A 13,175-nucleotide genomic window follows, 5' to 3' on the forward strand; every position below is an offset into this window, starting at 1 on the left:
TTTTATAAGTGTTCTACATATGAGGCAAGTAAAAAACGTCTAGTCAATTAAAGTTGCATCAATCAAGTCCATCTACAGTTTTGATTATTTATATATCGTCACCTTCAAGCTCTACATAAGTTGGTTTTAATTACCTACTATTGGGCTATATTCTGTATCTTTCCTGACGTTAAGGTTTACGTACAGATCACGGACAGTTGAGTCCAACCGTATAGTTGCTTTTCTATATTTGTTTCTGGACTATTACTAAGTGGTTGAGCCGACTATTTACCTTCGGTTATAGCTATTTAGTTTCCAGTTATTGTTATTGTTTTTACTTCTATGCATACGCAACCGTTAAGTCGACTTTCTATATTTGTAGATGGCAATAATATGTTTTATGCCCAGCAGAAGAATGGCTGGTTTTTTGACCCTAAGCGCGTCCTTGAGTACTTTACCCATGAAACAGTTCCGTCTACGTTAATCAATGCTTTTTGGTATACAGGTCTCAAAGATCCTCAAGACCAGCGTGGCTTTCGTGATGCCCTCATTAGTCTTGGCTACACGGTGCGTACAAAAATCTTGAAAGAATATTATGACGATAATTCTGGGCGTTATTCCCAAAAAGCTAATCTAGATATTGAAATCGTCGTTGACATGTTCAATACAGCGGCTCAATATGATCGAGTTGTTTTGTTCAGTGGCGATGGTGATTTTGAGCGGGCGATTGAATTGCTGCGCTCTAAAAATACTCACATTACGGTAGTGTCGACTGAAGGTATGATTGCTCGAGAATTACGTAATGCAACCGATCGCTACATTGATCTAAATTCAGTCAGACGCTACATCGAGAAGGATTAGGTGCTAATTCCCTCGTCCATGGGGAGCGTTCAAGTTTTCTAAGTCTGGTCCTAGGGGGATGATGCCCCCTGGGTTTAGAGGAAATAGATTGCCGAAGTAGTCTCGTTTAATGGCGTTGATATCGCATGTGGCAGCGATGTCAGGAAGTTGGTAAATATCCCGTACATAACCGCTGAGATGTTCATACTCGGCGATACGATGGCGATTGCATTTAAATAGACAATAGTAGGCAATATCAAAGCGAATTAAGGTAGTGAACAAGCGCACGTCAGCTAGCGTTAACTGATGACCGCAGAGATAGCGCTGATGGGCTAGAGTTTGGTCAATAGTATCTAAGGTATCAAATAATTCATTGCAGGCACTTGCATAAGCGGTTTGGGTTTGCGCAAAGCCGCAACGATAAACTCCATTATTGACTGTGTTGTAAATGCGAGTATTCCATTGGTCAATGTCTGTTTTGAGCTTGTCAGGATATAAATCGAGGTCAGGCTGGGTTGACCAAGCGTTAAAAGCACTATTCAAGATTTCAATAATCTCGGCACTTTCGTTATTAACAAGGGTGCTTGTATGGCTATCCCATAGGGCTGGTACGGTAGCACGTCCCTGATAACCTGCCTTAACTTTGGCGTAAAACTGTGGCAGGGTGCGGCAGCCTAAAGAGTCTGTTTGGCTGGGCTGTTCAAATATCCAACAGCCTTCATTACCGGAGGGAGAGACCACTGTAATCGGAATAGCGGTTTCTAACCCTTTAAGGGCGCGAACAATTAGAGTTCGATGGGCCCAAGGACACCCCATACCCACAATGAGGCGATAACGTTGTGCTTCAGGTGGAAAGTGTTCAGATGGAATGCGATCGCAAAACTCACTTTTAGGTCGCTGATAGGCCCCTCCTTGATCGCTCGGGGCCATTTGGGACATCATAGTGCGCCAAAGTGTGGTCCAGATCGTTTTGGCAGTACGGATCAACAGGCTGGGGGGGAGAGCCATGGGAAGAAGAGAGTCTACAGAAGGTGAGTAGGTGCAGGTGAGCACCACCCACCCTATTTATAGCTCGGTGTTTAATCGAGTTGTTTCGACCAGGCTTGCAAAATCGGAATGCTGGCAATCTGATCCCGTTGAATTGTATCCCAATCTAGACCCTGGGGCTTAGGATAATGATTCTCGGTCGTGAAACACTGCGTAGGCGTCACAATCAAATCAAGGCTCCAATCATGGGCTTGCATCGGCAGGTCTGCGGCATTGACCAGTTGTAAATCATGGACGGTGGTGGCAATGGGGGTTTCCTCTGAAATGAGTTGGCACTGCCGCAGCATGGCTAATTCCAAATCGGCAAATCCTGCGCCTTTACCTGTACGGCCGCCGTTCATGGCTACAGCTACACAGCCTACTACCACCAAATCAATGGGCTGCATTTCGACAAAGGACACTAATTGCCCATGGGCCATGGCTCCTCCCATAGAAGCCGCTGCCTTCAGGGGAACTCCTTTTGCTGCAAGGGCAGCTGCTGTGAGTTCAACAAAACACTTTTTGCGAGATAGTCGAGGGACTGCCATATAAAGGATTTTGCCATCAGCTAATGCCCTGAGTCTGACAGCTGTATGGGGAGAGTCAGGATTGCATTTAATCACATGAGCCTGCTGCCATAGGTCCGTGTTGGCCAGATTGTCAGCGGCAATGCCAGCTCCAATAAAGTTGGGAATGTGACCTACTGGATCGCGACGAGTCGCCTTGTGAATTTTGAGTGTGGCCCAGATGTGTTGCCGCAGTGTATCTTTGCCGGTGTGGCGACCGGACCAAGTTGAGGTAGACATGGCAACGGGAGGAGAGGAGAAAGACAATAAAAGTTGACGTGCTGATACCTGATTCAACATTAAGCTTATTCAACATTAAGTCAGGCTTCAACTCTGAATGTGGCTCAGCAATGGCTGAAGTTTCTAGAACGTTTCGTTTCCTGTAGAGGGCCTGGCGTGAGCAATTCCCTGCAACCTACAACTTCAAACTCGTTCACGCCTTACTAAATGTTTTCTAAATCTTTTGGATAACTGGGATAGCTTGACTCTAATGTGGATGAATCTACTGGGGATTCCCGATGGCGAAGAAAGCAAAGAAGAAAAAGAAACAGACCGTACTCAGCCGTGGTTTTGGCAGTCAATCATTAACAACCGAATTAGCCCATGTAGAGGCTTTACTTCGTCGAGAACAGTGGCTAGAAGCTCATTCTCTTCTTATCCGTCTGAAAGCTTCCCATCCTAATAATTTGGATATATTAGCCTATTTGTTAGAGGTGCATTACGAGTTAGGGCATCTGCTACAGTACCAGGCCACCTGCGAAGACTTTTTAGCCATTAAGCCCAACGATGCACGGGTCAATTTTTTGCTGGGTTATGCTTATGTTCTCAATTACTACCCGCTATTGGGGATAAAGCAATATCGATATGCCATTGAGCGTTGGCCTGATCATCCAGGTAGCGTCGAGGGTAAAGAACATTTAGCCATGATTGAACCCAATTTATCAGAGGTTTTAGACTCTATGGGGCTAAAAAATCCCGATGACTGGGAAGTGGGTCTACTTTACGAGCAAGCTCGGGCATATACGGAAACAGGACAAGCGGCCAAAGCGATTACATCGGCAACGTCTCTGATTGAAAAACGCACTGATTTTTTGGCTGGGTACAACATTTTGGCGTTAGCCTACCTGGCTAATGATCAGTATGAGGATGCGATCGCAACGCTACAATCTCAATTAAAACAACACCCAGACAGCATTCTTTTACGAGCTAATCTAATCAGATTTCTCTCCTTGCGGGGAAACTTTACCGAAGCTGAAACCCATAAGTCCCAACTGTTGGCTAATGCCAGCACCGATCTGGATGATCTGACTCGTAAAGCCGAGGCTTTAGCCTATCTAGATGATATGGCGGCCATCGTAGATTTATTAGCGACCGTTCCCCCAGATTTAGAAAAAGACAATCGACCCTTGGTCTCAGGTCTATTTCACCATTTGGCAGCCGTGGCGCTTGTCTGTCAAGGGGATGTCAAGGCTGCTAGAAAACAGTGGAACCTGGCACTAGAACTATATCCAGACTTAGCGGTAGCTAAGGAAAACTTGGATGACTTTGATATGACATCTACCTTTAAGGAGGGGCCCTGGCCGTTTGAACTCAACAGTTGGGTAGAGAATGGGGCCTATCAAGACCTGCGTCAGGTGGCCATTGCCATGACTCCGGAGCGTACGCCCCAGCCCGCTCTAATAGCGGCCGTTGAGACGCTATTAACAGATTATCCATTTATTAGTGAGCTAGTGCCAGTCTGGCTTAAGCGAGGGAGTCCAAGGGCACGGATGTTAGCCATGATCATTGCCAAGAGGTGCCCCAATGAAGCCCATGTTGCAGCTGTTAATGAATTTGTTGCTGGCACTGACGGTAGTGAGTCCCAGAGGTATCACATGGCATCCTATTTTGCACAACGGCACCAGCTGACAGTACCAAAAATCTGGCTCTATGGTGAATGGCACAGAAATCCGCTACTGGCGACTTATGAGATTGTGCCTGATCCGGTTGTTCTCCAGTCACCTGAGGCCGAGCAATTATTGCATAAGGCGTTGAAGAAGATCGCGCTGGAGTCTGCTAAGGCAGCAGAAACGGCTGAGGTGTATTTGAAACAAGCCTTAGAAATAGAGCCTAACAATCCTGTATTACTCAATAATCTGGCACTAGCCTATTCTCATCAAGAACGGTTAATCGAGTCGCGTCAGGTGACTCAGCAGATTGTTGATGAGTATCCTGAGGATATTGATAGTCGCGTTGCGATCGCACAAATCTATCTTGAAGAAACAAACTTGGATGCAGCTGAAGCGGTTTTGAATGAAGTGCTGCGATGCTCTTGTTTGACCGAAGATGCGCTAGTTAGCCTGCTGCTAACCCGAAGTCGTTTACTGATGTTGCAAGGAAAAGAAGACATGGCTCGTCTTTGGTTCCAAGAAGTGTTGCCCATGGTGAAAGAGCATCCACTGCTACGTCAGTTGGGGTTTGGGGCACGCAAATGATATGGGTACTCAGGTTTTCTCTCAAACACCTCTATCTATCTCAAAGAGATAGATGCCACAATGAATACACCATTTTTAACAAGGTCTATTTGAGAGAAAAACAACTGCTCGTTTGAGGCAAAATAGCAACAATTTAAGATGGTCATAGAACAGTCTCACACAAAGTGTGAGACTGTTCTATGATTTTTTGATATGGATTTAGGATACGAAATCCTGACTGATAGCGTTCAGTATCACAGGGCATCCACCAGGGAGTAACCCCTACAGGATTGTCCATTGTTAATCGAGTTTAATGAATTCGGATTTGGTATGAGACATAGTTGGACCTGGCTGCCTGTGATTATATGAGTTTTCCTTTGAACGATATCTTCTATGGCTAGGATTGTATTTTGCCTGGGCTAGGTGGTCTTCTTACCCAAAACTTGAAATTTCAGTGTCGCAATAGCTGTAGAATTTTCATGCTGACGACTTTTAGGATGTTCTGAAACAAGTGGCAGGTTCATGAATAACTAAAAGTATATCGGCTATATCCATGGGTACAAGCCGCCCTATGGAATAGTAAAAGCCCTCTCTTTGGATGCTGCCTGAAAGATTATGGACTCATGCACCTGGCGCTGGAAGCCGCTGTCAATTCTACTCTTTGGACTATCGTTTTTCGCTGCTATTACTCTGCAATTATTAACTCCGGCAATGGCGTTAGTCAGGCCTGTGCCCCAAGAAATTCGTGGTGTATGGCTTACCACCAACGATACGGATGTGTTGATCGATCGCCCAAAGCTCCACAGGGCCATTGATGAACTAGCCGAGTTTAATTTCAATACTCTTTATCCTGTTGTTTGGAATGGCGGCTATACCTTCTTTGATAGTGGTACAGCCCGACGGGAAGGCATTCAGCATTTTGTGCGGCGTGGCATCCAGGATTACGACATTCTGGCGGAGCTGACAACTGAGGCCCATGCTCAAGGGATGTCAGTCATCCCCTGGTTTGAATTTGGCTTTATGGCTCCAGCTACTTCCGAACTGGCTACGTTGCATAGCAGCTGGTTAACCCAAAAACAAGATGGGAGTCGAGTAGATATGAGCCGCGAGGGTGGCGATATGGTTTGGCTCAATCCATTTAGACCTGAGGTGCAGCAGTTTATTACTAACATGCTGTTGGAGCTGATCAGTCGTTACGACGTTGATGGTGTTCAGTTTGATGACCACTTTATTTTGCCGGTAAATTTTGGCTATGACAGCTATACCCGTGCTTTATATAAAGAGGAAACGGATAGAGATGTGCCTAATGATCCCCATAACCCCCACTGGGTGAAATGGCGCGCCGACAAGCTAACAGAGTTTGTCAAAACGCTGAATGCAGATCTTAAAGCTCGACGCCGCAATATTGTTTTCTCAGTTGCTCCAAATCCCTACGACTTTGCTTATAAGGGGCAGCTCCAGGATTGGCTTACCTGGGTGCGCCAGGGGGTAGTAGATGAGCTGATTGTGCAAATCTATCGCAACAACTTAGGCGTTTTTCGCCAACACCTCTATACCCCATCTATGCGTGAAGCTCAGCGCACTATTCCCACAGCGGCAGGTATTCTGACTGGACTGCGTAACTCTCCTGTCCCAATTAGCTTGATTGAGGCTAAAGCCCAGTCTGCTCGTTCTGCTGGGATGGGTATGGCTTTCTTCTTTTACGAAAGTCTTTGGGAGGATGCGCCTGAGCCGGCTGATACCCGTCAGGCTAGTTTCAGGGATTTGTTTGCCACACCCATGCAGCGGGCAGAGTATAGCGCAGAGGTGCCTGCTGGTGCTTTGAGTGAGTAAGGGTAATGGGGTTTGAGTTTTGAATAGATTCGCATTTGGTGTTAAAACTCAAACTCGCTAATTTTGCTAGCCACGTTATCCTAATAACCGATAACCCACACTATTAGTGATAGCTCAATGGCAGTATCAAACCAACGTGTTGTGATTTTGGGTGGAGGGTTTGGTGGTCTCTACACCGCTTTGGCCCTGAGTAAGTTGCCATGGGACAAAGCGATCAAGCCAGAAATCACGTTAGTTGATCAGCGCGATCGCTTCTTGTTTGCTCCCTTACTGTATGAGCTGGTGACCGATGAACTCCAGACTTGGGAAATTGCGCCACCCTATGCCGAACTCTTAGCAGGAACAGGAATTAAGTTTCATCAGAGTGGTGTTTCTGGCATTGATGCTGTCGCAAATTCGGTGTGTTTGCAGGATGATGCGGTACTGCCTTACGACTATCTAGTCTTGGCTCTGGGGGGTGAAACTCCCATGGACATGGCTCCAGGGGTAAAAGAATATGCGATAGCATTTCGCACCCTCAGCGATGCCTATGCCCTCAAAGAACGGTTACGTGAACTAGAAGCCTCTGACGCCGATCAGATTCGTGTGGCGGTTGTAGGCGGTGGTTACAGTGGTGTCGAACTCGTCTGCAAATTGGCGGAACGCCTTGGTGAGAGAGGTCGACTGCGCATTGTCGAACGGGGTACCGCTATTCTGCAAAATTCTCCAGAATTCAATCAGAAAGCGGCTCAAGATGCTCTGACCGATAAGGGTATCTGGATCGATTATGAAACGACGGTAACTGAAATTGATGTAGATACTATTTCTTTAAAGTATAAAGATCAGGTGGATGTTCTGCCGGTAGACTTGGTGCTTTGGACCGTGGGCAATCAGGTCAATCCTTTAATAGCCAGCTTGCCTTTTGATAAAAATGAACACCAGCAGCTCAAAATTCAGCCTACGTTACAGTTGCTTAACCAGGGACATATTTTTGCCTTGGGTGATTTAGCAGACGGCCAAGATGCTGATGGTAATAAGGTGCCGACAACGGCCCAGGCCGCCTTACAACAGGCTGATTACACCGCATGGAATATCTGGGCGGCCTTAACTGGGCGACCCCCTCTCCCGTTTCGATACCAGCATCTTGGCGAAATGATGACCCTTGGTAGCGATACTGCAACACTGACCGGGCTAGGGCTCAAACTCGATGGTACAGCTGCTCACATTGTTCGTCGTTTAACCTATTTGTATCGCATGCCTACGTTTGAGCATCAGCTCCGAGTAGGGCTGAATTGGATTAGTCAACCTTTACGAGAATTGTTGTCAGCGTCATAAGGTTTGTCTTAGTTTTGGGGGGTGATTGTTGAATTTTTAGGGTTGAGTTGTCTACCAACGACGGTGTTGGATTCTTGGCAAAGCGTGTCCCCCCAATCATTCAAATTCAAAACTCAAAATTCCTTGAAAGTTTTTCTGTAGTGCCCCGTCTTACCCCATGACCATACCTAAAGTCATTTTTCTTGATGCCGTCGGCACCCTCTTTGGAGTCAAAGGTAGTGTGGGGGAGGTGTATCAGACCCTGGCTCAGCAAGCGGGGGTGCAAGCTTCAGCCCATGAACTGGACAAAGCATTTTATCGAAGCTTTGCTGTTGCAAATGCCATGGCATTTCCTGGTGTCCCTGACGTTGAGATTCCCCATCAGGAGTATTTGTGGTGGTTAGCGATCGCAAAAGATACATTCCAACGAGCAGGTGTTTTCCAGGAATTTTCTGATTTTGAAGTTTTCTTTGAAGGTCTGTATCAACATTTTGCTACGGCTGCACCCTGGATGGTGTATCAAGACACGGTGCATTCTTTAAAGCGTTGGCAACGTAAGGGGATATCCTTAGGTATTATTTCTAACTTTGATTCCCGTATTTATGCGGTGCTCGATGCTCTAAATCTGAAGCAATATTTTCAGACGATTACTATCTCCACTGAAGCAGGGGCTGCTAAGCCTGACGCTTTGATTTTTAAGACGGCATTGCAAAAGCATGACTGTAACCCTCAGGACGCATGGCACGTTGGTGACAGTCGAAAAGATGACATTAAGGGGGCTCAATCCGCAGGATTACGTGGGATCTGGTTAAAAAGACCTAGTCAGAACCAAATACAGTCCCCCATTGTGGCCTAGAAGCCGTCCCACTGGCATTAACGTCCTAAGTTTACTATGATCCAGCAGGTTAGTGTGCCAAAGGGGGAGCTTGCTAAAAATAGATGGCTCAACGTCATCGTTAATTTAAACTAGGAGCGAATGCGTTTTGAGTGTGGAACTTTAAATTGAGGGCATTTTTACCTTCATTAGCGGATAAATGATTCACCCTAAGGCTTAAGGACTTATACGTTCTACCCCTGATCTCACGCTACGCTTGTGTCAGCATCATTACACTGTTTCTAGTCGTCAACTGTGTCTCAAAAACAACAAAATCCCTGGATCGAAGGTTTTCAAACTATTGGACTTAGTATTGCTCTCGCTCTAGGTATTCGGCAATTTGTAGCAGAAGCCCGCTATATCCCGTCTGAGTCAATGAAGCCCACTTTGCTGGTCAATGACCGTCTAGTGATTGAAAAGATTAGCTATCGGTTTCAAGAACCTCAGCGAGGCGATATTGTCGTTTTTTGGCCACCCTTAGAAATTGTGCCAGATGAGCAAAAACGGGATGCGTTTATTAAACGGATTGTTGGGTTGCCAGGAGATACGGTAGAGGTGACCGATGGCACTGTTCTAGTCAATGGTGATGCATTAGATGAAAGCTACATTCAATCGCCACCTACCTATGAACAAGCACCACTGACCATTCCGGACGGAAGTTACTTTGTGCTTGGCGATAATCGTAATGCTAGCTATGACAGCCATGCATGGGATATTTCTGAACCATTTGTGCCTGAGGATCAGATTATTGGTAAGGCCGTTGTCCGATTTTGGCCCCTCACCCGTCTTGGTGGTTTAAATTAAATTGATTATGATTTCCTCAGATGTGCTAGGGTGCCCCTACTTCGCTGGGGCCAGTTGTTGTGGTTGATCAAAATACTAATAATATTTGGGTTGAAAGTTTGCAAACGATTGGGCTTAGCGTAGTGCTGGCCCTAGGAATTCGTCAGTTTGTCGCAGAAGCTCGCTATATTCCTACTGGCTCCATGGAGCCTACCTTGCAGGTGAACGATCGCTTAGTGGTTGAAAAGCTTAGCTATCACCTAAGTTCACCGGAGCGGGGCGATATTATTGTGTTTTGGCCCCCAGCAGAACTAACCCCTGAGGGCCAACCTCGCAATGCGTTTATCAAACGGGTGGTTGGGCTGCCAGGGGATATCGTAGAAGTCACTGATGGCAAGGTATTGATCAACGACGAGCCCATTGATGAGCGTTATATTAAAGCGCCACCCACATATCAGTGGGGGCCTGAAACTGTACCTACAGAAAGCTACATTGTCTTTGGTGATAATCGTAACAACAGCGTCGATAGTCACGCTTGGAGTCGTCCATTTTTGCCAGAAGATCAGATCATTGGCAAAGCTGTAGTGCGGTTTTGGCCACCTGGTCGAGTGGGATTACTCAAACGAAATTAAGGTAGAGTTTTAAGTTTTTAATGGTGAGTTCAAGACCATAGGGGTTTACTGGAGTAAACCCCTATGGTCCCACGGTGGGTAGCCAGATATGCTTTGCTTTACCTTGAATAGTTTGATGACCATAGGGGGAATTGATAACGTCACACCCTAAGTTCTTTGTACTAACGGTCCAGCTGTGGCTAGGGTCGAAGAGTACAAGGTTGGCTGGACTATTGATTTGTATTTGGGCGGGCTCAATATTTAAGCATTGGGCTGGTTGCAGGCTGAGATAGTTCCAGAGCTGTAGGGCACTCCATCGATTGGTGGCGACAAATGTTTGCCAAAGAATGGGCAGGGCCAACTGTAGACCAACGGCTCCTGGAGGGGCGACGCCAAAGGGAACCGCTTTTTCTTCGTAGGTGTGGACACAGTGATCAACTGCGATCGCATCCAGAGTGCCATCCTCCAATCCCCTAATTAACTCCGTTTGGTCTGTAGGATTACCTAGGGGTGGTTCAAGGCGCAAACTAGGTGCATAGCTGTCTAGGTCGGCGGTGCTAAACAGTAAATGGAGCCAGGTTACACTAGCCGTAATAGGCAATCCACGGGCTTTACTTGCACGAATGAGTTCAACGCTGCGAGCGGTGGAAATGCGCATAAAATGTACTGGGCGTTGGGTCGTAACCACCTCCTCTAACAGGGCTGATAGCGGGATAGTTTCGGCAGTCGCTGGCAAGGGAGATAGCCCCAGACGGATCGCATCGGCCCCATCACGACAGGTACCGGTTTGTTTGCGATCGCAAGGCCACAGGGCTATAGGTAATGGCAGCGACTGGGTATAGTCCAACAAGCGCTGCATCATCAGTCCGTTGGTGATAGGCTGACCGTCACAAAAACCAACTACTCCGACCTCACCTAGCTCCATTAGGTCAGTTAACTGTCCACCTTGAGTCCCCTGAGTAATGGCTGCCCAAGGCAAAATTTGTGGTTGGTGGTTGTATTGGTTAGCTAACCGCTGTTGTACTTGAGCCAGGTTGTCCACAGCTGGTGTGGTGTTGGGTAAGATCCCAATGCGTGTAAATCCTCCCTGGGCTGCTGCCGCCAAAAGCTGCCCTAGGGTTTCCCTAGACTCATGGCCCGGTTCCCCAGTCTGGCTATACAGATCCACCAGCCCTGGGCCCAAAATACAGCCCTGGCCATTTATTTCCGTCACATCATCACCAGATACATCAAGGGAGTCACCCATTGCCTGGATGACACCCTCCCGTATCAACACGTCACTGATCTGGTCCCGCTGAGTTAGCGGATCCAGTATGCGTACCTGTCGTATCCAGCTATTCATGTTTCCTCAGGTCTGATAAACCTTTGCGTTACAGCGCTCCCGCTGCTGTTGTATCAAATATGCTCCCTGAAAGGTGGACTGTGATATTAGCAGCACTGAGCATTGGCTTACTACCCACACCATCCGGATAATCAATGACGCTAACGGCCCCATTGCCCTGCTTAAACTGCCAGAATGTCTCGGGCCCGAGGCCAGTGACGTAGCAGAGAATAGCCTTATTGATGGCATCGTGAGCGACGACTAATACAGTTTGAGGAGCTTCCTGTTGACTATACTGGGCAACAATTTCATTCCAGGCTTTAACTGCTCGATCCCACACATCTTGCAAGTTTTCACCACCAGGCATTTGAACTGTTTCAGGTTTAGTCTGCCATGCTTCTAACATGCCTGGAAATCCTGCTTCAATCTCATGTTCAAATTTTCCTTCCCACTGACCATGGCTGATTTCCCATAGCCCCTCAGTGACCGCCAAGGAAACATCAGGATGTTTTTGTAAAATAATTTCAGCGGTTTCCTTTGGGCGCATCATGGAGCTAGAAATAGCCCCATCAATGGGAACATCTGCTAGAAACTCCCTGGCTTGATCGGCCTGGGCACGACCGTTGTCGTTCAGTGGAATATCAATCTGCCCCTGGAAGCGTGATTCTCGGTTCCATTCAGTTTCACCATGGCGAACTAGCAGTAGTCGCGGTCCCTTAAATCCTCGACGTAATGTCGGTATGGGGGCTCCTGTATGGCTCGTAGAGTTCATGGATTCTAGCTGAGCACGCTCTCCCCAAACGCCTGGAAAATTAAGAACGCTAATGCCACAGTTGGCCTGATACATACGGTTCAGCGCTTCAGGGCCAAGACCAATAGCTGTGCCAACTAAAGCACGATTGATAGCACTGTGGGCCACGACTAAAACAGTTTGCCCCCGGTGATTATCCAATAATCCTTGCCAAAATTCTGCTGCCTGCTGCCATATCGCCCGAACGGGATAAAAATCTTTGACAGTGCCATTTGCTTGAGGTACGGCCATCTTGAAGTCATTCGGCTGATGTCGCCACGCCTGATATTCTTCGGGATACTTGGCTTCAATATCTGCAAAAGATATTGCTTCCCATAGGGGGAGGCTTATTTCTTTAAGTAGATCCGTTACTTGCGGTGTATGACCTTGATTTAGTGTGTCTGTGATTAATGCAGCTGTGCGAGCTGCCCGCTTCAAGGGACTACAGTAGACAGTATCGATGGCAATACCCTTTAGAAATATGCCTACTTCTCGTGCTTGAGCTTCGCCTGTTTCTGTGAGGAGCGACTCATCATGGTGCCCTTGAACAATACGCTTTACGTTAAATGTACTTTCACCGTGCCGAACCACAATCACTCGCGTTTTCAAGGTTCTGTCCTCTCTCGATTTACTGCGCTAGATCAAACAGTGTGATTGTACGTGATATCCACTGACCCATGGGAGATTTCTCAAACTGGATAGCAAGTGAGTGCTATGCCAAGTTGCGTAAACCAACCAGATCTCTGGCTGATGCTTGTCATGTTTTTTGAAGCTGTTATAAGTTCAAGACAACAAAACTTTTATCA

The 13,175-nt window shown here is 46.9% G+C and carries 11 protein-coding genes; 7 read left to right on the forward strand and 4 right to left on the reverse strand.

The features are described 5' to 3' along the window. Positions 1 to 321: 321 nt before the first annotated feature. Positions 322 to 840, forward strand: a complete 519-nt coding sequence (locus U2F10_RS20190; protein ID WP_006516329.1) for a LabA-like NYN domain-containing protein — start codon at positions 322 to 324, stop codon at positions 838 to 840. Positions 841 to 843: 3 nt separating this feature from the next. On the opposite strand, the gene U2F10_RS20195 is transcribed toward U2F10_RS20190, so the two are convergent. Both U2F10_RS20195 and U2F10_RS20200 read right to left on the reverse strand, forming a co-directional pair. Beyond that, entirely contained in the window at positions 844 to 1,827 is a 984-nt protein-coding gene (locus U2F10_RS20195; protein ID WP_163697578.1) for a glutathione S-transferase family protein, read from the reverse strand. A gap of 71 nt (positions 1,828 to 1,898) precedes the next feature. Further along, complete coding sequence (locus U2F10_RS20200; protein ID WP_163662618.1) at positions 1,899 to 2,651, reverse strand: 5-formyltetrahydrofolate cyclo-ligase; 753 nt, start codon at positions 2,649 to 2,651, stop codon at positions 1,899 to 1,901. 278 nt (positions 2,652 to 2,929) lie between these two features. On the opposite strand from U2F10_RS20200, the gene U2F10_RS20205 reads away from it, so the two are divergent. The 6 genes from U2F10_RS20205 to lepB (U2F10_RS20230) all read left to right on the forward strand — a co-directional run bounded on the left by U2F10_RS20205 (position 2,930) and on the right by lepB (U2F10_RS20230) (position 10,279). Beyond that, complete coding sequence (locus U2F10_RS20205) at positions 2,930 to 4,885, forward strand: tetratricopeptide repeat protein (RefSeq protein WP_499873135.1); 1,956 nt, start codon at positions 2,930 to 2,932, stop codon at positions 4,883 to 4,885. Between the two features lie 690 nt (positions 4,886 to 5,575). Beyond that, positions 5,576 to 6,697 (forward strand): family 10 glycosylhydrolase, encoded by a 1,122-nt coding sequence (locus U2F10_RS20210; RefSeq protein WP_499873136.1) that lies wholly within the window; start codon positions 5,576 to 5,578, stop codon positions 6,695 to 6,697. A 117-nt stretch (positions 6,698 to 6,814) separates the two neighbouring features. Next, positions 6,815 to 8,011 carry an NAD(P)/FAD-dependent oxidoreductase gene (locus U2F10_RS20215; protein ID WP_163662610.1) on the forward strand — a complete coding sequence of 399 codons (1,197 nt, stop codon included), beginning with the start codon at positions 6,815 to 6,817 and terminating at the stop codon, positions 8,009 to 8,011. A gap of 157 nt (positions 8,012 to 8,168) precedes the next feature. Continuing rightward, positions 8,169 to 8,846: an HAD-IA family hydrolase gene (locus U2F10_RS20220; RefSeq protein ID WP_499873137.1), complete on the forward strand. Its 678-nt coding sequence runs from the start codon at positions 8,169 to 8,171 to the stop codon at positions 8,844 to 8,846. Positions 8,847 to 9,119: 273 nt separating this feature from the next. Then, positions 9,120 to 9,668 carry a signal peptidase I gene (gene lepB, locus U2F10_RS20225; RefSeq protein ID WP_499873138.1) on the forward strand — a complete coding sequence of 183 codons (549 nt, stop codon included), beginning with the start codon at positions 9,120 to 9,122 and terminating at the stop codon, positions 9,666 to 9,668. A 59-nt stretch (positions 9,669 to 9,727) separates the two neighbouring features. Then, a complete protein-coding gene (gene lepB, locus U2F10_RS20230; RefSeq protein ID WP_163662601.1) occupies positions 9,728 to 10,279 on the forward strand; it encodes a signal peptidase I in 552 nt (183 codons plus the stop codon). Positions 10,280 to 10,340: 61 nt separating this feature from the next. On the opposite strand, the gene U2F10_RS20235 is transcribed toward lepB (U2F10_RS20230), so the two are convergent. Together U2F10_RS20235 and U2F10_RS20240 are read right to left on the reverse strand one after the other, a co-directional pair. Then, positions 10,341 to 11,600: a dihydroorotase gene (locus U2F10_RS20235; RefSeq protein WP_499060498.1), complete on the reverse strand. Its 1,260-nt coding sequence runs from the start codon at positions 11,598 to 11,600 to the stop codon at positions 10,341 to 10,343. Between the two features lie 28 nt (positions 11,601 to 11,628). Further along, entirely contained in the window at positions 11,629 to 12,978 is a 1,350-nt protein-coding gene (locus tag U2F10_RS20240) for a histidine phosphatase family protein (RefSeq protein WP_499873139.1), read from the reverse strand. Between the last annotated feature and the right edge of the window lie 197 nt (positions 12,979 to 13,175).

The organism is Leptothoe sp. EHU-05/26/07-4, assembly GCF_043421015.1.
GTDB lineage: Bacteria > Cyanobacteriota > Cyanobacteriia > Phormidesmidales > Phormidesmidaceae > Leptothoe > Leptothoe turfae.